This is a genomic window from Mesorhizobium sp. M0715 (genome assembly GCF_040320355.1).
GTDB lineage: Bacteria > Pseudomonadota > Alphaproteobacteria > Rhizobiales > Rhizobiaceae > Mesorhizobium.
Genome location: NZ_JAMYPL010000019.1, coordinates 1 through 24,616, shown reverse-complemented (window position 1 = coordinate 24,616; position 24,616 = coordinate 1). Strand labels below are relative to the sequence as shown.

Sequence of the window (24,616 nt, the reverse complement as noted above, 5' to 3'; positions counted from 1 at the left end):
GGCGAAAGACATGCCGATTACGCTGCTTGACGGAATTCTCGTCGGCTTCACTCTGGTCTCGGCGATGCTCGCCATGGTTCGCGGCTTCTCGCGCGAAGTCCTGTCCGTCGTCTCCTGGGCAGCGGCGGCAGCGGCGGCGTTCTTCTTCTACAAGCCGGTTGTGCCTTACCTCGCGCCCTACATCGAGAATGAAAAGGTCGCCATGGCGGCGGCCGCCGGCGTGGTTTTCATCATCGCGTTGATCGTCGTCTCGGTCATCACCATGAAGCTAGCCGACTGGATCATCGATTCCAGGATCGGCGCACTCGATCGTACGCTCGGTTTCCTTTACGGCGCCGCGCGCGGCATCCTGGTCGTTGCCGTCGCCCTGCTGTTCTTCAACTGGCTGGCCGGTGCCAAGGCACCAGCCTGGGTCACGGAGGCCAAGTCGCGGCCGCTGCTCGAACAGATCGGCGCCAAGCTCGAAAGCCTGCTGCCCGAGGATCCGGAAAACGCGATCCTCAAGAAGCTCAATCCGAATCAGCCGGCCGCCGAGACACCAGCTGCTCCGGACGCACCGGCGGCGGATGCTCCGGCGGGCGGCGACGATGCCAACACGCCGGCGCCTGACGACAATGACGCAACACCACCGGCCAACAACGCTCCGGCACCGACGGCACCGGCAAACTGACGCCGAAAACGACGTCAGGATCTGACGATGGTGTGAACGACCGCACGGCCCGCGTTGCTTTCGGCGCGAACCCGCATTATATGGCGATTTTAGCGGAGCTTAAGATGGCAGACGCAGACGACGTGCTTTCCGCCGAGGCCGACGACCATTTCCACGACGAATGCGGTGTGTTCGGCATTTTCGGCCGGCAGGACGCGGCAGCCATCGTCACACTGGGCCTGCATGCGCTGCAGCATCGTGGCCAGGAAGCGGCAGGCATCGTTTCTTATGACGGCAGCCAGTTCCATGTCGAACGCCATGTCGGCCTGATCGGCGACACCTTCACCAAGCAGCGCGTCATCGACAGCCTGCAAGGCAACCGCGCCATTGGCCATACCCGCTACGCCACGACTGGCGGCGCCGGCATGCGCAACATCCAGCCCTTTTTCGCAGAATTGGCCGATGGCGGCTTCGCCGTCGCCCACAACGGCAATCTGACCAACGCCATGACCGTGCAGCGCGCGCTGCAGAAGCAAGGCGCGATCTTCTCCTCCACCTCCGATACCGAGACGCTTTTGCACCTTGTCGCCACCAGCAAGGAGCGCGATTTGAACTCGCGTTTCATCGATGCGGTGCGGCAGGTCGAGGGCGCCTTCTCGCTGGTGGCGATGACGGCCAAGAAGATGATCGGCTGCCGCGATCCGCTCGGCATCCGGCCGCTGGTGCTCGGCGATCTCGACGGCGCCTGGATCCTGGCCTCCGAAACCTGCGCGCTCGACATCATCGGCGCTCGTTTCGTTCGCGACCTGAAGCCCGGCGAGATGGTCGTCGTCACGTCCAAGGGTATTGAAAGCCTGTTCCCCTTCGAACCGCAGAAGACCCGCTTCTGCATCTTCGAATATGTCTATTTCGCGCGGCCGGATTCCTCGGTCGAAGGCCGTAACGTCTATGAGGTGCGCAAGCGCATCGGCGCCGAGCTGGCGGTTGAAAGCCCGGTCGAGGCGGACATCGTCGTGCCGGTGCCGGATTCGGGCACGCCGGCGGCGATCGGCTTCAGCCAGGCCGCAGGCATTCCCTTCGAGCTCGGCATCATCCGCAATCATTATGTCGGCCGCACCTTTATCCAGCCGGGCGATTCGATCCGCCACATGGGCGTCAAGCTGAAGCACAATGCCAACCGCCGCATGATCGAGGGCAAGCGCGTGGTGCTGGTCGACGACAGTATCGTGCGCGGCACCACCAGCCAGAAGATCGTGCAGATGGTGCGCGACGCCGGCGCCAAGGAGGTGCATATGCGCATCGCCTCACCGCCGACACGCGCCTCCTGCTTCTACGGTGTCGACACGCCGGAGAAATCGAAGCTCCTGGCATCGCGCATGTCAATCGAGGAGATGGCCGAGTTCATTCGCGTCGATTCGCTCGGCTTCCTCACCATTGACGGGCTCTACCGCGCCGTCGGCGAAGCCAGCCGCGACAACGACCAGCCGCAATTCTGCGATGCCTGCTTCACCGGCCAGTATCCAACCCGCCTGCTCGACTTCGAAGGCCACGACAATGTGCGCACGCTGTCGCTGCTGGCGACGAGCGGGACGTAGGCCGGACCGTCATCAGCGTTAGTCAAATTCCCGGAATCCATCGCATGACCCTCGACCTTACCGGCCGCGTTGCGGTCGTCACCGGCGCCTCGCGCGGTATCGGCTATTTCATGGCCAAGGAATTGGCTGCCGCCGGCGCGCATGTCATTGCGGTGGCGCGCACTGTCGGCGGACTGGAAGAGCTCGACGACCAGATCAAGACGGCCGGCGGCCAGGCGACACTGGTGCCGCTCGACCTCGCCGACATGGCCGGCATCGACCGCCTGGGCGGCGCCATCCACGAACGCTGGGGCAAGCTCGACATTCTCGTCGCCAATGCCGGCGTTCTCGGCGTCATTTCGCCGATCGGTCATGTCGAAGCAAAAACCTTCGAGAAGGTGATGACCATCAACGTCACCTCGACCTGGCGGCTGATCCGCTCGGTCGACCCTCTGCTGCGGCTCTCCGATGCTGGACGAGCGATCATCCTATCTTCCAACGCAGCGCACTCGGCGCGTGCCTTCTGGGCGCCCTACGCGGCGTCCAAGGCCGCGGTGGAGACGATGATGCGCTCCTGGGCGCATGAGACGCAGAGCCTGCCGCTCCGGGTCAACGCCGCCGACCCCGGCGCCACCCGCACCGCCATGCGTGCCCAGGCAGTGCCGGGCGAGGATCCCGAGACGTTGCCGCACCCCGCCGAGATCGCCAAACGCATCGTGCCGCTGGCCAGCCCGGAGCTGAAAGAGACCGGATTGATCTTCCAAGCCAAGCACAATCGCTTCGTCGCCTATCGCCAGCCGGAATAAAACTAGAGCCTTTTTGACGCATGTCGGTTTCCCAAAAACCGCTGCACACTTTTAGGCGACATGCGTAGGGATTAAACAGGCCTCCGGCAACGTTTCTTCTGATGTAACCCGTCGAAGACCAACCGGAGGACCGACATGCGTAGACTGCTTCTCGCCACCGCCGCCACCCTGATCGCAGCCGCGGGCGCCGCTTACTCGCAAGATGCCAAGATGAGCTTCTTCGTTACCAGTGTCGGTTCCGGCAAGGGTGCCGACCTCGGCGGCCTCAAAGGCGCCGACGCGCATTGCGCGTCGCTGGCGGAAGCCGCTGGCGTCACCGGCAAAAGTTGGGCCGCCTATCTGTCGACCAGCGACACCGACGCCCGCGACCGCATCGGCAAGGGGCCATGGGTAAACGCAAAGGGCATCAAGATCGCCGACGATGTCGCCTCGTTGCACAGCGATGCCAACGGCATCACCAAGCAGACAGCGCTCAACGAGAAAGGCGAAGCGGTCAACGGCCGCGGCGACACGCCCAACCGCCACGACGTGCTGACCGGCTCCAAGCCCGACGGCACCAAGATCGCCGACCAGACCTGCGGCGACTGGACGATGAGCGGGGCGGAAGGCGCCGCTATGATGGGCCATCATGACCGCGCCGGCCTCGACGATTCGGCAGCGGCCAAATCCTGGAATTCCTCGCACGCTTCGCGCGGCGGCTGCAGCCAGGAGGCGCTCAAGGGCACCGGGGGCGACGGCTTGTTCTATTGTTTTGCCACCAACTGAGCCGATTGGGCTTCGAAATTTGGGCTGGAACCCATCGTCCCATCACGCGGCTGTGATGTGACGATGGAAGGCTGCGCCGCCGTCATGCTTTCGTCATTTCCGTGGAGTTGGTAAGGATCACAGCGACTCCCACAACAAGCGCCCACTGGCAGAATGAGGAAATCCCCATGGCTACGACCGCAGCAGCGTTGGTCTGGTATCTGGTAATCGCCGGCCCGCAAGGCGGCATGGTCGTGCTGCCCAGCACCTTCGACAAACGCGAACAGTGCACCGCCGCCATCACCGAATATCAGAAGCAGCCGACACCGGCCGGCTGGTCGGTGCAATGCGTGCCGAGCGCCTCGCCCTTCACTGACGAGGGCGACGCCGAAGAACCGTCAGCGCAGTAAGCGTCAGCGGCGCGCGCTCACCGTCAGCTCCGGCTTCTGGCTGATGGTCTGGAATACCACGCAATAACGCTCGGTCAGCTTCAGCAGCGAGTCTATCCGCTCCTGCGGCTCATCGGTGTCGAGGTTGAAATTGAGCCGGATGGCGCGAAAGCCGACCGGCGCATCCTTGGCGACACCGAGCGTGCCGCGAAAATCGAGATCGCCTTCGGCTTCCACCGTGGCAGCGCCGAGCTTGAACTCGAGCGCCGTCGCCACCGCCTTCAGCGTCACCCCGGCGCAAGCCACCAAGGCCTCCAGCAGCATGTCGCCCGAGCAGAGCTCAAGCCCTGAGCCGCCTGTTGCCGGATGCAGTCCGGCGATGGCGAGCGCCCTGCCCGTCTCCACCTTGCAGGCAACCGACTGGTCGTCGATCGAGCCCTTGGCGCGAAGCGTGATCAGGGCCTGCGAAGCATCGTCACGATAGGCCTGCTTCAGCGGCGCCTGCATGGCCTTCAGTTCGGTCGCATCCATCCGCTTTCCCCTTTCGTCGACTGCTTGCGTCACCGGCATACGCCGTCCGGTCGAGATTTGCGCCGATCACCGTGGGAAGGCAATGCCGTTCCGCAACAGGAGACAGCCGCCAACACCGATATCCCAAATGGGACATTGACGGACAAGGTCCCAAAACGTCTGATCCGGGCAAGTCATCACTCCATTTCCCGGCGGTCCCCAGATGCCCCGTACCCTCTCGACAAGGCCGAAACAGGATGGGTTTCGCGCGCCCGGCGAATTCGAACCCAAATCAGGCTGCTGGATGATCTGGCCGGAGCGACCGGACACCTGGCGCCTCGGCGCCAAGCCCGCGCAAAAGCTGTTCGCGGATGTCGCCGGGGCGATCGCGCAAAGCGAGCCGGTGACGGTGGCGGCCTCTGCTCGCCAGTGGCAGAATGCCCGAGCGCGATTGCCCGGCCATGTGCGCGTCGTGGAAATGTCCACCAACGATTCCTGGCTGCGCGACAGCGGCCCCAATTTCGTCGTCAACGATCAAGGCGACGTGCGTGGCGTCGATTGGATCTTCAACGCATATGGCGGTTTTGACGGCGGCCTCTACGCGCCATGGGACCTCGATGATCTGGCCGCGCAAAAAGTGCTCGAAATCGAGAACATGGATCGCTACCGCGCACCTCTGATCGCCGAGGGCGGCGGGTTGCAATGTGATGGCCAGGGCACCCTCATCACGACGGAGCAATGCCTGCTCAACCGAAATCGCAACGCTCATCTCGGCAAGGCCGAGGTGGAACGCCAGCTTGGCGACTATCTCAGTGTCGGCACCGTCATCTGGCTGCCACGTGGCCTCGCTTTCGACGAGACCGACGGTCATGTCGACGACGTCTGCTGTTTCGTGCGCCCCGAGGTCGTCGTGCTGAGCTGGACCGACAATCGGGAGGATCCGCAATACGAGATTGTGCGAGAAGCCGAAGAGGTGTTGCGTTCGGCCCGCGACGCGCGCGGCCGCGCGCTGGAAGTTCACCGGCTGCCCCACCCCTTGCCGATCGAGATGACGCCGGAAGAAAGCGACAGCGTGGACCGGCTGGATTCGACCTGGGCGCGACCGGCCGGAAACCGGATCGCGGCGAGCTACATCAACTACTATCCGGGCAACAGCGTCGTGGTGGTACCGCAGTTCGGCTGCGATCTCGATGTGAAGGCCAAGCAGACGCTGGCCGAGTTGTTTCCCGATCACCGAATAGTCGGTATCGAAAACTCGCGCGAGATCCTGCTAGGCGGCGGCAATGTCGCCTGCATCACCTTGCCGGTCTATGCCCCGCAACGGCGTTGAAGGACGGGGCATGCCCAAAACAGATAGCGAAAACGGAGGACATTTATGCGCGCTCTGATCTTCTCAACCCTGCTTGCCTGCGGCATCTGCGCAAATGCGGCTTCGGCTGACGAGGAAAAGATCGTCAACGTCTACAACTGGTCCGACTACATCGCGCCGGATACGGCCGAGAAATTCGAGAAGGAGACGGGCATCAAGGTTCGCTACGATGTCTATGACGGCAACGAGGTGCTTGAAACCAAGCTGCTCACCGGCGGCTCGGGATATGACGTGGTCTACCCCTCAGCCTATCCGTTCCTTAAGAACCAGGTGAAGGCGGGGGCGTTCCTGGACCTCGACACATCGAAGCTTGCCAACCATTCGAAGGTCGATCCGCAGGCCCTGGCGCTGATCGCGGGCGCCGACCCACAGAACCTGCATGCCGTGCCCTATATGGCCGTCACCGACGGTATTGGCTACAACGTCGCCGCGGTGAAGCAGAGGCTGCCGGACGCGCCGACGGATTCCTTCGCCATGGTCTTCGACGTCGATGTGGTCAAGAAGCTCTCCGACTGTGGCGTGGCTATCATCGATGCGCCGGCGGAAGTCATCCCGATGGCAATGAACTATCTTCACATCGACCCCAGATCGACCAGTCCCGACGACCTCGCCAAGGTCGAGGACCTGCTGGGCAAGGTGCGGCCCTACATCCGCTATTTCCATTCGTCCAAATACATCAACGACCTCGCCAACGGCGACATCTGCGTGGTGTTGGGCTGGTCGGGCGACATACTCCAGGCAAGGACCCGTGCGGCGGAATCCGTGAAGAAGCTGGAGATCGCCTATTCCATCCCCAGGGAAGGCACGCTCATCAACTTCGATACGATGGCGGTGCCGAAAGATGCGCCGCATCCCGGCAACGCCCAGGCCTGGATCGACTTCAATCTGCGGCCCGATATCGCCGCGGCCAATTCCAGCTATGTCTCCTACGCCAATGCGATACCGGAATCTCTGCCGCTGATGGACAAGGCGATAGCCAGCGATCCCGGCGTCTTTCCGTCTGATGCCGTGAAGGCCAAGCTGTTTGTGGTGGACAACAACGACCCAAAGCTGCTGCGATCACAAAACCGCATGTGGACGCGCATCGTGACGGGGCAATAGAGCAATTCCGGGAAAAGTGCGCAGCGGTTTTTCCGGGAAAGCGCGTAGCGCTTTTAGCGCCGCTCGGAAGCCGTCAATCCCGAGCGACGTCGCGGAGGGTCGCCAGCAGCTCGACCTGGGAGTGCACGCCGAGCTTGCGGTAGATCTGTTTGATGTGGTTGCGGACGGTGCCGGGCGAGACGGCGAGACTTCGCGAAATGGTCTTGGCGTTGCCACCATCGACCAAGTGCCGCGCAATTTCGGCCTCGCGCCTGCTCAGCCGCGAGCGAGCGTCACCGATTGCGGCGCCCTTGTGCCGGAAGCGGCACAGATGAAGCAATCTTTCCAAAATGAGCCTTGTCGCGCTGCTTGCCGCGCAAGCCGTTGCCAGATCCTGCTCGCCAAACGGTTCTGCCCCGTTTCGCCTGAGAAAAGTGACATAGCCAGCGGTCAGCCCGTCGAGATTGAACACACCGGTGATCTCGTCGAAACTGTCGGAAGGGCCGAAGAATTCGCGATAGTAGGGGGTGCGCTGGAAGTCGCCATTGCGGAGTGCCGACAGCGGCAACAGGAAATCCTGCCTTGTGCTGGCGAACCTCTGGAAGAAGGGATCCTGGCGATACAGTCGTGCATCGTAGTCGCGGTTCCAGCGATCGGGGCCGGCATCGTCGATGGTCAGGGACGTGATATCGCGACGGTAAAAGCCGACATAGGCGCGGTCGGAGCCAAGCAACTCGCTCGCCGCTGCCGTGAAGCGAGCCGACAATTCTTCGGGAGTCGCGGCAACGGCCGCAGCGGCCACACCGCCGCTCCAGCGTCCAAACTGATCGAGGGAAACGTTCGACTGCATTCCGGCTCACACTAGCGCAAGCCGTTACAAGTTCAAAACAGCCATTTCCTTTGACTTCGAACCTCTCGGCCATACCTATGCGGGAGTCGTTGTCGCGGAGCCATCATGCCGGTCAAGCTGAAACTGATCTGCCTTATCCTGCCGATGCTTGCCGTCCTGGCGCAGCCCGTCCTGGCTGAAACAGCGGAGCGGCCGGCGCCCTCGGGCGGCGTTCTGTCCCTGCTGCCGCCGCCGCAGACAACCAACCATTCGATCACGCTGGCCGGAAGAAAGCTGGATTACCAGGCAAAAGCCGCCACCCTGTCGCTGCTTTCCGGCAAGGGCGACGTCACGGCGGAGATCTTCTATGTCGCCTACACGCTGGAGCCGCCGGCAAGCGGGGCCAAAGACCCGCAGCGGCCGATCACCTTCGTGTTCAACGGCGGCCCTGGAGCAGCGTCCGCCTATCTGCACATCGGCGCGCTCGGCCCGCGTATAATCGCAATGGGAGCCGACGGCGAATTCCTGCCGTCACCGCAAAGACTGATCGACAATCCCGACAGCTGGCTCGACATGACCGATCTCGTCTTCGTCGATCCGGTGGGAACCGGCTATAGCCGCGAGGCACCGGGGCAGGACACGCGCGATTTCTGGGGCGTCAACCAGGATGCCAGCTCGATTGGCGCCTTCATCCGGCTCTATCTCGCGCAGAACGGCCGCACCGGGTCGCCGCTGTTCCTCGCCGGCGAAAGCTATGGCGGGTTCCGCGCGGCGCTGCTCGCCAGGACATTGCAGGAAGATATCGGCATCAGTCCGAACGGCATCGTGCTGATCTCCCCGGCGCTGGAGTTCACGCTGGTGCAGCCCGACGAATTCGAGCCGCTGCATTGGGCGCTCGAACTGCCTTCACTGGCGGCGGTGCGCCTGCGCGCCGAAGGCGTCAGCGGCGATGCATTGCGGGAGAAGCTGGCAGACGTCGAACATTATGCGATGGGCGATTACCTTACGGCGCTCACCAGCGGACTGGAGCAAGGCAGGCGGCTGGCCAGTCAACGCGTGGCTGACATCACCGGCCTGCCGCTCGACCTGGTGCAGCGGAACTCCGCCCGCATTCCCACCGGCCTGTTCGCAAGGGAGTTCGCCCGCGCCAGCGGCAAGGTGCTCAGCCCCTATGACGCCACGATCGGCACGGCCGACATCGCGCCCGAGAGCGCTCGCATCGCCGGCCCGGATCCGGTGCTCGACCGCAGCGTGCCGGCGCTGACGTCGGCGTTCGTCGGCTATATCAGCGACGAACTGCATTTCCGCACCGATGTCAGCTATCGGCTGCTCAATGGCGAAATCAGCCATAATTGGGACTACGGGACCAGCGCGTCACGGCAAGGCTATGCCGGGGTAATGGACGATCTGCAGCGAGCACGCTCGCTGAACCCCTCGCTCGGCGTCGTGATCGTCAACGGCTACACCGACCTGGTCACGCCTTACCTCGCCTCGCGCTACCTGGTGAACCAGATCCCGTCGCTCGCCAATGCCAAGCCTATCCGTCTCGATGTCGTCGAGGGCGGGCACATGATGTATTTCCGATCCGATGGTCGGCGCGCCCTGAAAGAGGCCGCTTCGGAGCTTTACCAGGCGACGCAATAGGCTTGGCGACAGTGCAACTCGCCATGGACCCCTGCCCCAACATAAGCACCGGGCTGGCGTAGCGCCGCAGCGGTTTTCGCCCGTATAGCTTGGTGCCAAGGGAGCTGAATTCACAGTTCCCTTGTGTCGCTCCTCACAGCATTTCTGCCGCTCCGGCAATTTTGGTCCCACGCGCCTTATGGCCGATATCGCCATTCTCGAAACACGCGAGCGGGTTCTCGCAGGCATCCTGCTGACCGGTGCGGCCTATCTGCTGTTTTCGACACAGGATGCTTCGATCAAGCTGTTGGTCGTCGGCATGAGCGTCTGGCAGATCATGTTCTTCCGCAGCATCACCATTCTGGGTGCGTGCGCGGCGATCGGCGGACGACAGTTGTTTGCTGACACGATGCGCTCGCCGATCGTGCGGCCGATGCTGGTGCGCAGTGCCTTCACGCTTGCTGCGTGGCTCTGCTACTACAACGCGGCGCGCAGCCTGCAGCTCGCCGAACTGACCACCGTCTATTACGCGGCCCCAATCATTGTCACCGTGCTTTCGGTGTTCCTGCTCGGCGAAAAAGTGCCGATGCTGCGCTGGCTGGCGGTGCTGATCGGCTTTGCCGGCGTGTTCATCGCTTGCGATCCGACTCATCTCGGCCTGTCCGTGCCGGTGCTGCTGGTGCTGGCGGCCGCCTTCTTGTGGGGCATCGCCATCGTACTCTTGCGCAAAACCGCCCTTGCCGAGCGCTCGATGATCCAACTCCTGCTCAACAATTTCTATTTCCTGCTGTTTTCGGCGGTACCGGCGTTGTTGTGGTGGCGGACACCGGACGGGGCTCAGTTGCTGCTCCTTGCCAGCGTCGGCGCACTCGGCGGCCTGGCGCAGTATCTTCTCTTCGAGGGCATGAAGCGCACACCGGCCTCGGTGCTGGCACCGCTGGAATACACCTCGCTGTTGTGGGCATTCGCACTCGGCTTTGCGATCTGGGGCGACGTGCCGCGTCGCGAGGTGTTCCTGGGCGCTGCGCTGATCGTCGCCGCCGGCCTGTTGATCGTCGGCACCGAGCATTTCCGCAAACGCCTATGATGTGGATCACCATCATTGCTGACATTACGATGTCAGGACCAAGCGGCGTAGGCTGGCCGCATGACTGAGATTGCAGCTACCATCGACACCGCCGCGGAGCGTACGCTCGGCATCATCCTGGTGTCGTCCTCGGCGGCTGTGTTTGGCCTGACCGGCGTTCTGACCAAGTCGATCCATGCCGACCCGCTGACCATCATCTGCTGGCGCGGCTTCGTCGGCTCGATCCTGGTCAGCCTCTATGTGCTGTGGCGGCGCCACCGCTCCGGCGGGCGTGATAGCCTGCGGCTTGGCTGGCGCGGCTGGCTGCTGGCGGTGGAAGGGGCTCTCGCCAGCATCGCTTTCATATCGGCATTCAAGTTCACCTTCGTTGCCAATGTCGCCGTCATCTATGCCACAGCACCTTTCGTCACCGCGCTGCTGGCCTGGGTTCTGACGCGCGAACCCTTCCGGTTGCAGACGATGGTCGCCGCCGCCGTGTCACTGTGCGGCGTGGCGATCATGGTCTGGTCCGGCTTCGGCACCGGCAATCTGTTCGGCGACGGACTGGCACTGCTGATGACCATCGGCAGCGGCCTCTACATGATCATGGTGCGCGCCTTCCGCGACACGCCCGTGGTGTGGGCCGGTGCGGTTTCGGCTTTCCTGTTGTTCGTGCTCGGCTGGTTCGTCGCCGATCCGCTGGCGGTTTCGCCAAGGGACGCCGTTCTGCTCGCCACTTTCGGCGCGTCCTTCGCACTCTCCTCGATCCTGTGGACGGAGGGCGCGCGGCTCATCCCGCCGGCCGAATCCGGGCTGCTCGGCTCGGCCGAAGTGCCGTTCGCGATCCTGTTTGCCTTCCTGTTCCTGGGCGAGATTGCCCCAGCCGCCAGCATGATCGGCGGCGTCATCGTGTTGTGTGCGGTGTTTGCCCATGCGGGGCGGGATTGGCTGATGGCCCGCTCGCAACGCTTAGCATCAAATATTTCTTAAAAAAGTGACGCGGTCACGGAACCATCATCCGGGTCAGGCATTATTGCTGCGACGGGCCATCCCCAAGTCCCCCCAAACCCCTCGGCCCGTCCTACTCCAAGCCGACCGTAAGGTCGGCTTTTTCTTTGCCCCCAAGCCGACCGTAAGGTCGGCTTTTTCTTCATTCAACCGCCCGACAGGGCAAGGTTACCGCCGAGCAGGGCCGCCAGATCGCCCGCCGGACCATCGGCGCCAGCGCGCAGCCGGATGGCGAACTCAGCCATTGGAACCTGTGGCAGGCCAAGCTCGCGCGGTGCCTCGACAATGCCGGAATGGGCAAAGCGGGCCGTTCGCAGCGTCAGCGCGACACCGGCGTTCACCGCCGTGCGCAGGCCGGCCAGGCTGGCGCTGCCGGCAGCAATATGATAGCGGCGGCCGGCAGCATCGAGTGCGGCAAGTGCTGCTTCGCGAAAACCGCAATATGGGTCGAGCAGCGCCAGCGGCAGTTCCTCCTGCCGCGTGGCCAGCCCCTTTTGTGAGCATAGCCATATCATCGGCTCGCGCAGCACACCGACTTCGTCCGGCGCTGCCGCCTGGCGCATGACGATCGCCAGATCGAGGCCGCCAGACTGCAGCGCCTGCGCCAGTTCGGCGGAGCGGCCGACCCGCAGTTCGATCCTGACGCGCCGATGGCTGCCGGCGAAGGCACGCAGCAGATCCGGCAGGCCGCTGTCGGCGAAATCCTGTGTCGTGCCGATGGCGACGCGTCCGGCAGCGCGGGCGCCCTTAAGCGCCAGCCATGCCTCGCGATGGGCGGCAAGGATCCGCCTAGCATGGCCGACGAGGTCTTCGCCTGCAGGGGTTAAGCCGCGCCCTCGCCCTTGCGGCGCCAGCAGCGGCTCGCCGACGATTTCCTCCAGCCGCTGCATCTGGGCGGTCACCGCCGAGGGCGAACGTGCGACGCTTGCAGCCGCCTTGGCCAGTGAGCCGCTGTCGACGAAAGCTAGGAAGGTTCGGAGCAGATCGGGATCCAGCGTTTCCATACTTCGATCTTATCGAATCTTCCGTTAAAAACAATTCGATTTTTTTGATCGAAAGATGGTGGCATGGTTGTTTCAACGGCGATCGGACGCCGCTCAAGCCAAGGAGAAGAAAAATGCCCATCATCAACATCAGCGTCACCGGCAAACCTGACGCGGCTCTTTCCGCTCGCATCGCAAAGGAGGCCACCGAAATCACCGCGACGCAGCTGCGCAAGGACCCGACGATCACGGCAGTTGCCGTGTCCTACGTGGATCCGCAGCACTGGTTCGCCAGCGGCATGTCGCTGGCCGAGCACGGCACCAACACGTTCTGGCTTGATATCAAGGTGGTCGACGGCACCAATACCAAGCTTGAACTGGAGGCCTATCTGAAGGCGATCTTCGCAGCCTTCGGCCGTCTGCTGGGCGGCGTGCATGAGGAGAGCTACGCCTTCGTGCATGAAGTGCCGGCAGCCGCTTATGGCTATGGCGGCAAGACGCAGGAATTTCGTTTCATCAGTGGACGGCTGCAGGCGGCGTGAGAAGCAGCTTCCCGCACCAAGGGAAGCAAAAGCTCCGCATTGACCTTGCTCCCACATCGTCTAGGTTCTGGCCGACACGGCCGCAAAGAGCCGAGATGCTAAAAAACGTTGGGAGAGACGCGGCATGATCCTGACACTGGCGCTGCTTGCGGGTCTTGTTCTGGCCTGGCTGCTGATCGGCGTGGCGGAAAAATTCCGCCTCGGCCTGCGCTTCACCCAGGCGCTGCTCTATGTGCCGTTCAAGCTCGCCTACCGGATCGGAGACAGCCGCATCCGGGTCGCCCGCAAGGCGCAGGCTCCAGTCATCTACGTCATCTCGCATCAATCGCGCTTCGAGCCGGCGCTGATGCTGTCGCTGCTGCCGGAAGACACGCTGCATATTCTCGATGAGGTCTCGGCGCGCTCGCCGTGGCTCGAACCTTGGCGCGAGCTTGGCCGTACCATCGCCTTCAACGCCGAACATGTCTTCGTCAGCCGCCGGCTGGTGCGCGTGCTCAAAGGCAAGGGCCGGCTCGCCGTCTATCTGCCGGATGCGGTCGAGCCCGACGTCAAGACGTTTCGGTTGTTTCGTGCCGTCACCCGCATCGCCATGCAGGCCGATGCCAAAATCGTGCCGATCTTCGTCGGCGGCGCGCGCAGCCTGCCGGTGTCGCTGACGCCCGCGGACAAGGCGCCACGACACTGGTTTCCGCAGCTGTCGATCAGCGTGCTGGAGCCGATGACCATCGCCGAACTGGTGGCGCGCAACCCCGAGCAGGCCTCGAACACCAACGCGCTGTTCGACCGTGTCGCCGAGGCGCGGCTCTTCGGCACCAACCTCGATCGTGGCCTTTTCCTGGCCATGCGCGATGCCGCCGACCGCGTCGGCGCTTCGCACACGATCATAGAAGACGTCATCTCGGGTGCGTTGAGCTACCGCAAGATGTTCATCGGCGCCCGCGTCCTGGGCAGGCGCTTCGAGGCCGTCACGGCGCCGGGCGAAGCGGTCGGTGTGATGCTGCCCAACGCCAATGGCGTCGTGCTGTCGCTCACCGGCCTTCTGTCGGCCGGCCGGGTGGCGGCGATGATCAACTATACGGCCGGGCCGGCGAGCGTCACCGCGGCCGTGCGCACGGCGGTGATAAGGACCGTGATTTCGTCCCGCGCGTTCGTCGAGAAGGCCGACCTTGCCGATATCGTCGCGGCGATCGAAAAGGGCGGCGCCAGGCTTCTCTGGCTCGAGGATGTGCGGGCCAGCGTCACCGCGCTGGACAAGCTTGCCGCCGCCTTGCTGTGGCGCTGGCCACTGCAGCGGCAGGATGCGGCCAAGCCGGCCGTGATCCTGTTTACCTCGGGCTCGGAAGGCACGCCGAAGGCGGTCGTGCTGTCGCACAAGAACCTTTACGCCAACGCCATGCAGGCCGAGGCGCGGATCACCATCTCGCCTGCCGACATCCTGCTCAACGTGCTGCCGGTGTTCCACTCCTTCGGCCTAACGGGCGGCACCATCCTACCGCTGGTCACCGGGGTAAAGCTGTTCCTCTACCCCTCGCCGCTGCACTACAAGATCATCCCCGAGGTTGCGCGCAAGGTAAAACCGACCATCATGTTCGGCACCGACACATTCCTCGCCAACTATGCGCGCACCGCCAAGGACGGCGATTTTTCCAGCCTGCGCTTCGTCGTCGCCGGCGCCGAGGCGGTGAAGCCGGAAACCCGCCGCGTCTATCGCGAGCGCTTCCAGGCCGAGATCATCGAAGGGTTCGGGCTGACCGAGGCGGCACCGGTGGTTGCCGTCAACACGGCAATCCATGGCCGCGATGGCACGGTCGGCCGGCTGCTGCCGGCCATGCGCATGAAGCTGGAGCCGGTCGAAGGCATCTCCGACGCCGGCCAATTGTGGCTCGACGGACCGAATCTGATGATGGGCTACATGACGTCGGACCGCCCCGGCGAGCTGCAGCCGCTGACCGGCTGGCACGACACCGGCGACATCGTTGCCGTCGACCGCGAAGGCTTCATCACCATTCGCGGACGCGCCAAGCGCTTCGCCAAGATCGCCGGCGAGATGGTGTCGCTGGGTGCGGTGGAGATGCTGGTGCAGTCGCTGTGGCCGGAAGAGCACCACGCGGCTGTGGCCGTGCCCGACAAGAGGCGCGGCGAGCGCATCGTGCTGGTCACCACCGCCGACGACGCCAATCCCGACGAATTGCGCAAATTCGGCAAACAGGCGGGTGCTGCCGAACTGATGGTGCCGAACGACATCGTTAAGGTCGAGGAAATCCCGGTGCTGGGATCCGGCAAGACCGACTATGTGTCGACGAGAAAGCTGGCGATCGACAGGCTGGGGCTCGGCGTCGCGGCGTAAATACCTCGCGGTCGTCATCCTAGGGCGAAGCAAGGAGCGAAGCGACGCGGCGCAGACCCTAGGATCCATTCCGTGACATTCACGTCACGCGCGGCCATTCAGAAGGCGACCGGCGCCAAGCGATTGCCAGTTCTCGTCCGTTGCGCTTTTTGGCTGAGGTCACGGCATGGATCCCAGGGTCTTCGCAACGTCGCTTCGCTCCTGCTTCGCCCTAGGATGACGAAAGCGTAGGTTCTAACCTATATCCGAAGGCGGCACCTTCTCGCCCTCCAGCTTGGCGCGCTTCGAATAGGCGCGCACGCTGAACGGCAGGAAGATCAGGTAGCCGGCGACCGAAGCGGTCAGCGTGTACCAGGGATAGGTCATCAACAGGAGCACGTAGAGGACGACACCCAGGATGATCGGCAACACCTTGTCGCCCGGGATTCTCAGGCTCTTGCCGGAATAGACAGGCAGCCGGCTGACCAGCAGGAAAGCGACCAGGATGGTGAAGCCGGTGGCGACGAAGGCTGCTGGACGACTGGGCTCCAGACCTGTGCGCAGGAAATAGAGATAAAGCGGCAGCATCACCAGCACGGCGCCAGCCGGCGCCGGCACGCCGACGAAATATTCGGACTGCCATATGGGGCGATCGGCCTTCTCGTCATCGAGCACGTTGAAACGGGCGAGGCGCAGCCCGCAGGCGATGGCGAACAGCAGTGCCGCGATCCAGCCCGGCGAACCGGCGCGGTCGAGCAGGAAGGCATAGAGCACCAGAGCCGGCGCCACGCCGAAATTGACGATGTCGGCCAGCGAATCCATCTGAGCGCCGAATTTGGATGTCGCCTTCAGCATCCGCGCCAAGCGGCCGTCAATGCCGTCGAGGAAGGCTGCAAGCAGCACCATCACCACCGCCGGCTCGAAGCGGCCTTCGAAGCCGAAGCGGATGCCGGACAGGCCGGCGCAAATGGCGAGCACGGTGACCAGATTGGGCAGCACCATGCGCATCGGGATTTCGCGGATGCGCGGACCGCCGCTGGCATGGGCCTCGAACTTTTTGTATTGCGTGCCCACCGGTCAGGAAACCCGAACAAGAGGCGTGCCGGCAACACCGCCGAATTCGGCCAGCACGGTTTCGCCGCCAACCGCCGTCTGGCCGACTGCAACGCGCGGCGTCGCGGTCAGGGGCAGGAACACATCGACACGCGAGCCGAAGCGGATCAGGCCAAAACGCTCGCCAGTGCCGATCGAGCCGCCGGCCTCGGCCCAGCAGACGATGCGGCGCGCCACCAGGCCGGCGATCTGGACGGCCGCGACCGTGCCATTGGGGCTCTCGATGACCAGGCCGTTGCGCTCGTTCTCGGTGCTGGCCTTGTCCAGTTCGGCATTGAGGAATTTGCCCGGCCGATGTTCGATTTTCGCAATACGGCCGCGCACCGGGGCGCGGTTCACGTGGCAGGAGAAGACGTTCATGAACACCGAGATGCGGGTCATCTCGACATTGCCGAGGCCGAGTTCGCGCGGCGGCACGGCGGGTCCGACCGCCGAGATGATGCCGTCGGCGGGGCTGACCACCAGGCGGTCATCTACCGGCGTGACGCGCTCGGGATCGCGAAAGAAATAGACGCACCAGGCCGTCAGTATCAGACCGATCCAGAACAGGATCGAGGAGAAATAACCGAGGAAAAGCGTCGCCGCGCCAAAGGCTGCGATGAAGGGATAGCCCTCGCGATGGATCGGTACGAACGCGTTCTTGACCGTATCGACAAGGCTCATCGGTAATAAACAGGCTCCGTTTCAAGTCCGGCCTCAATAGCCGAAAGCCCCCCTCGCCGCAACGCAACAATAGGGAAGGCCGTATTGGGTGCGCCGGCAGGGGTCGCGATCCGCTTGCTAGGTCGGTGTCGTTGTCGGCAGAATTCGGGACACCGACGGTTCAAGGCGCCGGAAAAGGTTGCCCGTCCATGATCCCAAATCCGAAGGCTTCTGAAGCCCGCACCGGCCAGGTGCTCAGCGTCGAAGCGCCGGCACCTGGCATCGGCTGGCGGTAGCAGCCTTGCTACAGCCCGGGAACCCTCTGATAGTTGGCGATGTCGGCGCGAACGCCGAGCCGGGCGATCGTCTCCTGCGGGTTGAAGGCGATGCGCTCGTGCGCGGCTTTGACGATCGGCACGACGTTGTCGACGGCCGCCTGGCTCTCCCATTCGACGATGGTGACGAGGTTGAATTCGCCTGGGCCTGAGAATTGCTCGAGCAGGAAATCCTGCACAAAGCCTTGTTGCAGGCGCAGCAATTCATGCGTCGTCCGGACCTTGGCGAGTATCTCCTTGCGAGCGGCGGCCGGGACGACGAATTTGTCCACCCTGAACACGCTGCCCCCGTCAACAGTCTGATTTGTCTCGCTCATTCGATTGCTCCGTTTTTTAAACACGCTAGTTGGCGGGCTCCAAGAACGGCCTACGATCTCAACTTAAGTTGAGGTCAAGCGGAAATTTTCTCTTTTCCCCTCGTTGGAGAAGGAAACGGTGTCAATTCACCTCCGACGTTCGTCGACGAACGACAACGCCAAGCTCGTCGCCCTCGCGGGCGATGCGTAGGCGCTCCTCGGCCTCGGTCGCCTCGCGCTGGCGGTCCCACATCGAGGCGTAGAGGCCATGCTTGCGCATCAGCTCGGCATGGGTGCCGCGCTCGGCGATCTGGCCGTCCTGCAGCACGATGATCTCATCAGCGGTAATCACCGTCGACAGGCGGTGGGCGATGACGATGGTGGTGCGGCCACGGCTGACCAGATCGAGCGCGGCCTGGATTTCCTGTTCGGTGTGGCTGTCGAGCGCCGAGGTCGCTTCGTCGAGCATCAGGATCGGCGGCGCCTTCAGGATGGTGCGGGCGATCGCCACGCGCTGCTTCTCGCCGCCCGAAAGTTTTAGCCCGCGTTCGCCGACCATCGACTTGTAACCGTCAGGCAATCGCTCGATGAACGGGCCGATCTGGGCGAGTTCGGCGGCCTTCTGCATATCCTCCTCGCTGGCGCCGATGCGGCCATAGCGGATGTTGTAGGCGATGGTGTCGTTGAACAGTACGGTGTCCTGCGGCACCATGCCGATCGCTCCGCGCAGGCTCTCCTGCGTCACGTCCCTGATATCCTGGCCGTCGATCAGCACCTGGCCGGACTGGACGTCGTAGAAGCGGAACAGAAGCCGCGAGATGGTCGACTTGCCGGCGCCCGAGGGCCCGACAATGGCCACGGTCTTGCCGGCCGGCACCTCGAAGCTGATGCCCTTCAGGATCTTGCGGTTGGGGTCATAGGAAAAATGCACGTCGCGGAACTCGACCTTGCCGGCGCTGACAGTAAGTGGCTTCGCGTCCGGCTTGTCGACGATCTCCTGCGGCACATCCAGAAGGTCGAACATCTGCTCGATGTCGGTCAGCCCCTGGCGGATTTCGCGGTAGATGAAGCCGATGAAATTGAGCGGCACCGACAGCTGCATCAGCATGGCATTGATGAAGACGAAGTCGCCGACCGTCTGCGTGCCGGCCTGCACTTCCAGCGCCGACATGCACATGACGATGACGGTGCCGAGGCCAAAGATGATGCCTTGGCCGAAGTTCAGCCAGCCGAGCGAGGTCCAGATCCGGGTCGCTGCGACCTCGTAGCGTGCCATCGAGCGGTCGAAGCGCTCGGCTTCCATGCCCTCATTGTTGAAATATTTCACCGTCTCGTAATTGAGCAACGAGTCGATTGCCTTGGTGTTGGCATCGGTGTCGCTGTCGTTCATGTCGCGGCGGATCGAGATGCGCCAGTCGCTGGCGCGGACCGTGAACCAGACATAGACCCAGACGGTGACCGCGACGACGACTACGTATTTCCAGCCATAGGTGTAGGCGAAGATGCCGGTGGTCAGCGCGAATTCGAGGATGGTCGGCGCCGTGTTGAGCATGATGAAGCGCACGATCGTCTCGATACCCTTGGTGCCGCGCTCGATGATGCGCGACAGGCCGCCGGTGCGGCGCTCGAGATGGAAGCGCAGCGACAGTTGGTGCATGTGGACGAAGGTGCGGAAGGCGAGCTGGCGCACCGCGTATTGGCCGACACGGGCAAACAAGGCGTCGCGCAATTGATTGAAGCCAAGTTGCACCAGGCGCACGACATTGTAGGCAACGACCAGCATGACCGGCGCCAGCAGAAAACTCGGCAGCGGCGGCACCGATTTGGCGTCGCCGGCCAGCGCGTCGGTCGCCCATTTGAAAAAATAGGGACCGGCGACCAGCGTCAGCTTGGCGACGACCAACAGAAGCGTCGCCCATGTGACCCGGGCTCTCAGATCGGCGCGATCCGCCGGCCACATATAGGGCCACAAATTGAGCAGCGTCTTGAAGGTCGAGGAGTCGGAGACGGTTTTTTCGGCCATTTCTTGTGCCTTCTTCTTATGTCTTTTTGACCATGATCTCGTCCGAGAACCGGCTCCACTTTTCGGGATCATGGTCTAGCGGCCGGAGCAGCAGGAATTGACGAGCGCGGCCACCGACGCGGAAACATCGGCAAGTGCGGCACGATCGACCTCGTAGCGCGAGCGCTGACGGTCGGGTTCGAACCGGACCAGCCCGGCTTCGACCAGTATCTTCAAATGTTGTGACACAGTGGACTGCGCCAGATCGAAACGGTCGACAACCTCGCGGCAGCAGCAGGAGTTGCTTGCGGACAGGTATTTCAGGATTTCGATCCGAGCCGGGTGCGAAAGTGCTGCCAGCCGGGTGGCAACGGCTCGGCTGTCCGGGGCGCAGCCAGGCATACCTATTTCAGCTAGGGATTCGCTCATCGTCCATCGGCGATAAACGATGGTCGACGCTGCTGCAAGCTACTCTTCTGGGCAGAGCAGATAGCGGCTAACGCTTTGGACTGGACTTCTCGATCCCCGGGATGCCGGCAATCCGCTCAGCCAGGAAGTCGACCATCAGGCGGACCCTTGCAACGCCCGCGCGCTCCGGGACGATCAGCATGTTCAAAGGGGCGGACGGCAGTGAATAATCATCCAGTATCGTCTCGAGCAGGCCCGCCGCCAAAAGATCGTCGACAAGCCATCGGTGAGCCGGTGCGACCCCTCGACCCGCGAGCAAAGCCTCGCGCGCGGCAAGCCCATGGTCGACACGCAGGCGCCCCGCGAAAGGCACCATATGGCGCTCGCCTCCGGCGCCCTGCAAGGCAAGAGTTTCACTCCCCGCCACGTTCGACATCCGGATACCCTCATGTCCAGACAGATCCGACGGGATAGCCGGTCTGCCTCGCTGCGCCAGATAATCCGGCGATGCCACGAGCAGGCGCCGTGACAGGCCGAGGGCCCGCAGCCTCAATGAGCTGTCGGTGAGCGGCCCCAACCGAAGCGCGATGTCGACACCTTCCCTGACGAGGTCGACACGCTCATCGCTGAGGCTGAGGTCAACGCCGATGTCGGGATATCGGTCCTGAAAGTCGAAGATGAGTCGGCTGGTGTGCAAGACCCCGAAAGCGGCAGTACAGGATATCCGGACGGTGCCGGCCGGCGCGCCACGTGCGCCCCGCGCTTCGTCGCCGGCCTGCTCGACAAGGCGCAGGATCTGGACGCTGTTGGCATAGTAGCGGCTGCCCTCGTCGGTCAGCGTGACCCGCCGGGTGGTCCTGCTGAGCAAAGGCGCACCCACTGCCTCTTCGAGTTCCTGCAGATGCCGCGTGACCGTCGATTGTCCGATACCCAGTTCACCGGCAACCAAGGACAGATTGCCCCGTTCCGCGACGCGAACGAAGGTGCGCATGCGTTCGAGGGTGATGTCCGATTTATCCACTATTCGGCACAATCTTATGCATTACGAATATATAGCGGATTGCGTCGATATTGCCTAGCTAAGGGACCAGTTTTTCAATCCCCGGAGTCCCCCGCATGAAAATCCTACTTGTCTTCGCACATCCCGAATCCCGCTCGCTCAACGGCGCGCTCCGCGACGTCGCCATCAGAGAACTCGAGGCACAAGGCCACGAAGTGCGGGTGACGGACCTCTACGCCCAGGGTTGGAAATCAGCGGTTGATCGGGCCGACTTTCCGGTTTTGGCGCCGGGCGCGCGGCTGATGCCTGCCGCAGCGTCAAAAAAGTCTTTCGAGGCCGACGCGCTGACAGAGGACGTCAAGGCCGAGATCGCAAAGCTGCTATGGGCGGATGCCCTGATTCTCCAATTTCCGCTCTGGTGGTTTGCCATGCCGGCGATCCTCAAGGGCTGGGTCGACAGGGTCTTTGCCTACGGCTTCGCTTACGGCGTGGGCGAACATAGCGACAAACGATGGGGCGACCGCTACGGCGAGGGAACCTTGATGGGCAAGCGCGCAATGTTGATCGTGACCGCCGGCGGCTGGGAGGAGCACTATGCCCCTCGCGGCGTCAACGGACCAATTGATGATCTGCTGTTCCCGATCAACCACGGGATCCTCTACTACCCGGGCTACGACGTCCTTCCGCCATTCGTCGTCTACAGCGTCGACCGCTTCGGTGAAGCCGACTTCGAACCCACCGCCGAGCGCCTGCGCGAGAGGATGAGAACGCTCGCGACCACGCAACCCATCCCCTATCGCCGGCAGAATGGCGGCGACTATTTGATTCCGAGCATGAAACTACGCCCCGACCTGGGGGATCCGAACATGATCGGATTCAAACTGCACCTGAGCGGCTCAGCACACCAGTAGATTTCGACCTGGACGGCCTTGGATCTAGTTGGTCTTGGCCGGCGCTGTCGTTGCCTGCTCGCCCATCGTCTTGAGGTCGGCTGCCTCGCCTTCCTTCGACTTTTCCGGGACCTTGAACACCTGCCCCGGCCAGATGCGGTCGGGATCACTGATCTGGTCCTGGTTGGCGAGGTAGATGGTCGAGAAGCGTACGCCATGGCCGTAGACGCGCCGCGAGATCCGCCACAGCGTATCGTTGCGGCGGATGATGACGGCGCCGTCGGCATGTTCGAGCTTGGGCGCCACGGTCTCGGGCACATCGCTTGGCGGCGTCGCCTCCGCCACAACGGCCGGAGCCTCGGTGGCGGGAGCAGGCGTCGTGGCCGGGGCCGTCCCGGCCGCGGCCGGCGCCTCGGCGGCGGCAGGTGCGGCCGGCTTGGGCTGAACGGGCTTCGGCGCCGAGGGTGCCACGGCGGCGACCGCTTCGCCGGGCTCGCGCTCGAACGGCACGGCTGCGCGGGCCACAACTGTCACACCGTCGGTATCGAGGCCGTCGACACGAATTGTGTAGCTGCCGACCGGAATGTCGCGCGTCGCCTCGACCAGGAAATGACCGTCCGTCGAAGTTTGCGCATCACCGAGCAGGATATCGTTGGCATAGGCGCGCACCTTGCGGCCGGCATCGGCGAGACCGGCGACAAAGATCTTGCTGCCGTCGATCTCGACCGCCTCGACGACGATCTTGGGCTCGGTCACGCCTGCAGCGGGCGGCGTCGCCGGCGCTGCAGGAGCCGGTGCTGCTTCTACCACGGCAGGAGCCGGTGCTGCTTCTACGACGGCAGGTGCCGGGGCGGCTGGTGCCGGAGCAGTTGCGGGCGCTTCGGCTGCGGGAGCAGCCGGCGCGGCGGCCGGAGCAGCCGGCTTTGTTTCGGGCGCCGGAACGGTGAGCAGTTCGGCCGGTTTGCCCGGCTCCTCGACCATTGCCAGCACCTGGCCGGCGGCATCCTTGGGAACCGAAACGACAGCGGTCTGCACCGAAGGGGTGACGACATCGCCCGTGGTCGCGCGCAGTGCGATTGTATAGTCGCCGGGCTTCAGCGGATCGTCCAGCACGATGACAAATGCGCCATCGGGACCGGCAACCGTCGAGCCAAGCACGGTCGTGCCGTTGAGGATCTCGACCTTTGCGTTGGGCGCTGCATTGCCGGCAACGACGATCGAGCCATTGCCCTCGACGCGCACGACGTCAAAGGACGGTGCGACGGGACCGGCCGCAGCCGGCGCCGCCGCGGCCGGTGCCGTTGCCTGGGGCACCGCGGCGGGAGCCGCGGGGACCTCCGCGGCGGGCAGCCGCGCTTCGGTGCCGGGATCGGCCGATTTTGGCGCTGCGGGCGACGTCTGCGCCGCCACTTGCGCCGGCGGCGTGGGATTGAGATACGGGTCGAGTGCGCCCGATACATAGGCGGTTCCCGCGGCAGCAACGGTCCCACCCGCCGCGAACAGGAACGCCTTCAGTGGATTAATTGCCATATTTCCCTACCCCTTAGCCACCTAACGCCGGTCTAGCTTGTTTTGCCAATGCCGACAAGAAAAACGGGCCGACAAGAAAAAGCCCGGGCTTGTTGACCCTTGGGGCTTGACCACGCTTTCAGACCCAATCACCAATCATCGGCATGAACACGATTCGATCCGTCTGCGTCTATTGCGGCTCGTCTCCGGGCCGTGATGAAATCTATATCAAGGCCGGAAACCTGCTCGGACGCTCGATTGCCAAAGCAGGAATGCGGCTGGTCTATGGCGGCGGCACCAAAGGCATCATGGGCGCTGTCGCCGAAGGCGCTTTGCGCGCCAGCGGCAAGGTGACGGGCATCATTCCGCGCTTCCTGATCAACAGGGAGGCAACCGAAACCGCGCTTGACCGGCTCGACGAGTTGCTGATCACCGACAACATGCACGAGCGCAAACACAAGATGTTCGAGAAATCCGACGCCTTTGTGGCGCTGCCGGGGGGCATCGGCACGGTCGAGGAGATCGTCGAGGTGATGACCTGGGCGCAGCTTGGCCATCATCGCAAACCGATCGTCTTCGGCAATGTCGGAGGATTCTGGGATCCGATGCTGACGCTGCTCGATCACATGGCCGCTGAGGGCTTCATCCACACCGCGCAACGGGTCAAGCCGCTGGTTGTCGACGACCCCGAAGCGATCGTCGCCGCCATCATGGTGGCTGGATCCTCCGTAGACGCCCCGACCGAGGGCGTGCAGTCGGTGATAGACAAGATGTAGGGGAATACGGGAGTAAGGCAGTAGGGGAATATGTGAAGTGCCTGGGAACGGCGCCCCCTATTCCCCTATTCCCCTATTCCCCTATTCCCCTATTCCCCTATTCCCCTATTCCCCTATTCCCCTATTCCCCTATTCCCCTATTCCCCT

Annotated in this window: 24 protein-coding genes; 14 read left to right on the top strand and 10 right to left on the bottom strand. The window is 63.4% G+C overall.

Annotated elements, in window-relative coordinates; translation table 11 throughout:
- The first annotated feature begins 10 nt into the window (after positions 1–10).
- The 5 genes from NKI21_RS21390 (at position 11) to NKI21_RS21370 (ending at position 4,183) form a co-directional block, all read left to right on the top strand.
- Positions 11–670, top strand: coding sequence for a CvpA family protein (locus NKI21_RS21390; RefSeq protein WP_352442167.1), 660 nt, complete (start codon positions 11–13; stop codon positions 668–670).
- A 104-nt stretch (positions 671–774) separates the two neighbouring features.
- Positions 775–2,244 (top strand): amidophosphoribosyltransferase, encoded by a 1,470-nt coding sequence (gene purF / locus NKI21_RS21385; protein ID WP_013532528.1) that lies wholly within the window; start codon positions 775–777, stop codon positions 2,242–2,244.
- A gap of 44 nt (positions 2,245–2,288) precedes the next feature.
- A complete protein-coding gene (locus tag NKI21_RS21380; RefSeq protein WP_352442166.1) occupies positions 2,289–3,029 on the top strand; it encodes an SDR family NAD(P)-dependent oxidoreductase in 741 nt (246 codons plus the stop codon).
- Between the two features lie 135 nt (positions 3,030–3,164).
- A complete protein-coding gene (locus NKI21_RS21375) occupies positions 3,165–3,794 on the top strand; it encodes a hypothetical protein (protein ID WP_128303064.1) in 630 nt (209 codons plus the stop codon).
- Positions 3,795–3,961: 167 nt separating this feature from the next.
- A complete protein-coding gene (locus NKI21_RS21370) occupies positions 3,962–4,183 on the top strand; it encodes a hypothetical protein (protein WP_013532531.1) in 222 nt (73 codons plus the stop codon).
- 3 nt (positions 4,184–4,186) lie between these two features.
- Here the strand turns inward: NKI21_RS21370 and NKI21_RS21365 are convergent, their stop codons facing one another.
- Positions 4,187–4,693 (bottom strand): OsmC family protein, encoded by a 507-nt coding sequence (locus tag NKI21_RS21365; protein WP_128303063.1) that lies wholly within the window; start codon positions 4,691–4,693, stop codon positions 4,187–4,189.
- 202 nt (positions 4,694–4,895) lie between these two features.
- Between NKI21_RS21365 and aguA the strand changes: the two genes are divergently transcribed.
- Complete coding sequence (gene aguA, locus NKI21_RS21360) at positions 4,896–6,002, top strand: agmatine deiminase (protein ID WP_352442165.1); 1,107 nt, start codon at positions 4,896–4,898, stop codon at positions 6,000–6,002.
- A gap of 45 nt (positions 6,003–6,047) precedes the next feature.
- Entirely contained in the window at positions 6,048–7,142 is a 1,095-nt protein-coding gene (locus tag NKI21_RS21355; RefSeq protein WP_352442164.1) for a polyamine ABC transporter substrate-binding protein, read from the top strand.
- Positions 7,143–7,215: 73 nt separating this feature from the next.
- Here the strand turns inward: NKI21_RS21355 and NKI21_RS21350 are convergent, their stop codons facing one another.
- Positions 7,216–7,923: a helix-turn-helix transcriptional regulator gene (locus NKI21_RS21350; RefSeq protein WP_352442163.1), complete on the bottom strand. Its 708-nt coding sequence runs from the start codon at positions 7,921–7,923 to the stop codon at positions 7,216–7,218.
- Between the two features lie 153 nt (positions 7,924–8,076).
- Between NKI21_RS21350 and NKI21_RS21345 the strand changes: the two genes are divergently transcribed.
- The 3 genes from NKI21_RS21345 (at position 8,077) to NKI21_RS21335 (ending at position 11,629) form a co-directional block, all read left to right on the top strand.
- Complete coding sequence (locus NKI21_RS21345) at positions 8,077–9,594, top strand: S10 family peptidase (protein WP_352442162.1); 1,518 nt, start codon at positions 8,077–8,079, stop codon at positions 9,592–9,594.
- A gap of 178 nt (positions 9,595–9,772) precedes the next feature.
- Complete coding sequence (locus NKI21_RS21340) at positions 9,773–10,660, top strand: DMT family transporter (protein WP_128303058.1); 888 nt, start codon at positions 9,773–9,775, stop codon at positions 10,658–10,660.
- A 60-nt stretch (positions 10,661–10,720) separates the two neighbouring features.
- Positions 10,721–11,629: a DMT family transporter gene (locus tag NKI21_RS21335; protein ID WP_128303057.1), complete on the top strand. Its 909-nt coding sequence runs from the start codon at positions 10,721–10,723 to the stop codon at positions 11,627–11,629.
- Between the two features lie 164 nt (positions 11,630–11,793).
- Here NKI21_RS21335 and NKI21_RS21330 read toward each other — a convergent pair whose 3' ends face one another.
- Entirely contained in the window at positions 11,794–12,651 is an 858-nt protein-coding gene (locus NKI21_RS21330; protein ID WP_352442160.1) for a LysR substrate-binding domain-containing protein, read from the bottom strand.
- A gap of 113 nt (positions 12,652–12,764) precedes the next feature.
- Here NKI21_RS21330 and NKI21_RS21325 point away from each other — a divergent pair, with 113 nt between their 5' ends.
- Together NKI21_RS21325 and NKI21_RS21320 are read left to right on the top strand one after the other, a co-directional pair.
- Complete coding sequence (locus tag NKI21_RS21325; RefSeq protein WP_023813736.1) at positions 12,765–13,172, top strand: tautomerase family protein; 408 nt, start codon at positions 12,765–12,767, stop codon at positions 13,170–13,172.
- Between the two features lie 124 nt (positions 13,173–13,296).
- Positions 13,297–15,519: an AMP-binding protein gene (locus tag NKI21_RS21320; protein ID WP_352442158.1), complete on the top strand. Its 2,223-nt coding sequence runs from the start codon at positions 13,297–13,299 to the stop codon at positions 15,517–15,519.
- Positions 15,520–15,753: 234 nt separating this feature from the next.
- Here the strand turns inward: NKI21_RS21320 and NKI21_RS21315 are convergent, their stop codons facing one another.
- From NKI21_RS21315 to NKI21_RS21290, 6 genes are all read right to left on the bottom strand, one after another.
- Positions 15,754–16,572: a CDP-alcohol phosphatidyltransferase family protein gene (locus NKI21_RS21315; RefSeq protein ID WP_502895160.1), complete on the bottom strand. Its 819-nt coding sequence runs from the start codon at positions 16,570–16,572 to the stop codon at positions 15,754–15,756.
- A gap of 3 nt (positions 16,573–16,575) precedes the next feature.
- Complete coding sequence (locus NKI21_RS21310; protein WP_352442157.1) at positions 16,576–17,274, bottom strand: phosphatidylserine decarboxylase; 699 nt, start codon at positions 17,272–17,274, stop codon at positions 16,576–16,578.
- Positions 17,275–17,557: 283 nt separating this feature from the next.
- Entirely contained in the window at positions 17,558–17,905 is a 348-nt protein-coding gene (locus NKI21_RS21305; RefSeq protein ID WP_023813733.1) for an antibiotic biosynthesis monooxygenase family protein, read from the bottom strand.
- A gap of 121 nt (positions 17,906–18,026) precedes the next feature.
- Positions 18,027–19,907 (bottom strand): ABCB family ABC transporter ATP-binding protein/permease, encoded by a 1,881-nt coding sequence (locus tag NKI21_RS21300; RefSeq protein WP_023813732.1) that lies wholly within the window; start codon positions 19,905–19,907, stop codon positions 18,027–18,029.
- A 75-nt stretch (positions 19,908–19,982) separates the two neighbouring features.
- Positions 19,983–20,315: an ArsR/SmtB family transcription factor gene (locus NKI21_RS21295; RefSeq protein ID WP_031213736.1), complete on the bottom strand. Its 333-nt coding sequence runs from the start codon at positions 20,313–20,315 to the stop codon at positions 19,983–19,985.
- A gap of 67 nt (positions 20,316–20,382) precedes the next feature.
- Positions 20,383–21,315 (bottom strand): LysR family transcriptional regulator, encoded by a 933-nt coding sequence (locus NKI21_RS21290; protein ID WP_031213735.1) that lies wholly within the window; start codon positions 21,313–21,315, stop codon positions 20,383–20,385.
- Between the two features lie 95 nt (positions 21,316–21,410).
- Between NKI21_RS21290 and NKI21_RS21285 the strand changes: the two genes are divergently transcribed.
- A complete protein-coding gene (locus NKI21_RS21285; protein WP_023813729.1) occupies positions 21,411–22,205 on the top strand; it encodes an NAD(P)H-dependent oxidoreductase in 795 nt (264 codons plus the stop codon).
- A 24-nt stretch (positions 22,206–22,229) separates the two neighbouring features.
- Here NKI21_RS21285 and NKI21_RS21280 read toward each other — a convergent pair whose 3' ends face one another.
- The gene (locus tag NKI21_RS21280) at positions 22,230–23,714 is read right to left on the bottom strand and encodes a LysM peptidoglycan-binding domain-containing protein (protein ID WP_128303054.1); all 1,485 of its coding nucleotides are present in this window, start codon (positions 23,712–23,714) and stop codon (positions 22,230–22,232) included.
- 143 nt (positions 23,715–23,857) lie between these two features.
- Between NKI21_RS21280 and NKI21_RS21275 the strand changes: the two genes are divergently transcribed.
- Positions 23,858–24,469, top strand: coding sequence for an LOG family protein (locus NKI21_RS21275; protein WP_352867164.1), 612 nt, complete (start codon positions 23,858–23,860; stop codon positions 24,467–24,469).
- Positions 24,470–24,616 lie beyond the last annotated feature (147 nt).

Excerpts from the sequence above, each read along its gene's own strand:
- NKI21_RS21390 (WP_352442167.1), top strand. The coding sequence starts at position 11 with ATGCCGATTACGCTGCTTGACGGAATTCTCGTCGGCTTCACTCTGGTC.
- purF (WP_013532528.1), top strand. The coding sequence starts at position 775 with ATGGCAGACGCAGACGACGTGCTTTCCGCCGAGGCCGACGACCATTTC.
- NKI21_RS21380 (WP_352442166.1), top strand. The coding sequence starts at position 2,289 with ATGACCCTCGACCTTACCGGCCGCGTTGCGGTCGTCACCGGCGCCTCG.
- NKI21_RS21375 (WP_128303064.1), top strand. The coding sequence starts at position 3,165 with ATGCGTAGACTGCTTCTCGCCACCGCCGCCACCCTGATCGCAGCCGCG.
- NKI21_RS21370 (WP_013532531.1), top strand. The coding sequence starts at position 3,962 with ATGGCTACGACCGCAGCAGCGTTGGTCTGGTATCTGGTAATCGCCGGC.
- NKI21_RS21365 (WP_128303063.1), bottom strand. The coding sequence starts at position 4,693 with ATGGATGCGACCGAACTGAAGGCCATGCAGGCGCCGCTGAAGCAGGCC.
- aguA (WP_352442165.1), top strand. The coding sequence starts at position 4,896 with ATGCCCCGTACCCTCTCGACAAGGCCGAAACAGGATGGGTTTCGCGCG.
- NKI21_RS21355 (WP_352442164.1), top strand. The coding sequence starts at position 6,048 with ATGCGCGCTCTGATCTTCTCAACCCTGCTTGCCTGCGGCATCTGCGCA.
- NKI21_RS21345 (WP_352442162.1), top strand. The coding sequence starts at position 8,077 with ATGCCGGTCAAGCTGAAACTGATCTGCCTTATCCTGCCGATGCTTGCC.
- NKI21_RS21340 (WP_128303058.1), top strand. The coding sequence starts at position 9,773 with ATGGCCGATATCGCCATTCTCGAAACACGCGAGCGGGTTCTCGCAGGC.
- NKI21_RS21335 (WP_128303057.1), top strand. The coding sequence starts at position 10,721 with ATGACTGAGATTGCAGCTACCATCGACACCGCCGCGGAGCGTACGCTC.
- NKI21_RS21330 (WP_352442160.1), bottom strand. The coding sequence starts at position 12,651 with ATGGAAACGCTGGATCCCGATCTGCTCCGAACCTTCCTAGCTTTCGTC.
- NKI21_RS21325 (WP_023813736.1), top strand. The coding sequence starts at position 12,765 with ATGCCCATCATCAACATCAGCGTCACCGGCAAACCTGACGCGGCTCTT.
- NKI21_RS21320 (WP_352442158.1), top strand. The coding sequence starts at position 13,297 with ATGATCCTGACACTGGCGCTGCTTGCGGGTCTTGTTCTGGCCTGGCTG.
- NKI21_RS21310 (WP_352442157.1), bottom strand. The coding sequence starts at position 17,274 with ATGAGCCTTGTCGATACGGTCAAGAACGCGTTCGTACCGATCCATCGC.
- NKI21_RS21305 (WP_023813733.1), bottom strand. The coding sequence starts at position 17,905 with ATGAGCGAGACAAATCAGACTGTTGACGGGGGCAGCGTGTTCAGGGTG.
- NKI21_RS21300 (WP_023813732.1), bottom strand. The coding sequence starts at position 19,907 with ATGGCCGAAAAAACCGTCTCCGACTCCTCGACCTTCAAGACGCTGCTC.
- NKI21_RS21295 (WP_031213736.1), bottom strand. The coding sequence starts at position 20,315 with ATGAGCGAATCCCTAGCTGAAATAGGTATGCCTGGCTGCGCCCCGGAC.
- NKI21_RS21285 (WP_023813729.1), top strand. The coding sequence starts at position 21,411 with ATGAAAATCCTACTTGTCTTCGCACATCCCGAATCCCGCTCGCTCAAC.
- NKI21_RS21280 (WP_128303054.1), bottom strand. The coding sequence starts at position 23,714 with ATGGCAATTAATCCACTGAAGGCGTTCCTGTTCGCGGCGGGTGGGACC.
- NKI21_RS21275 (WP_352867164.1), top strand. The coding sequence starts at position 23,858 with ATGAACACGATTCGATCCGTCTGCGTCTATTGCGGCTCGTCTCCGGGC.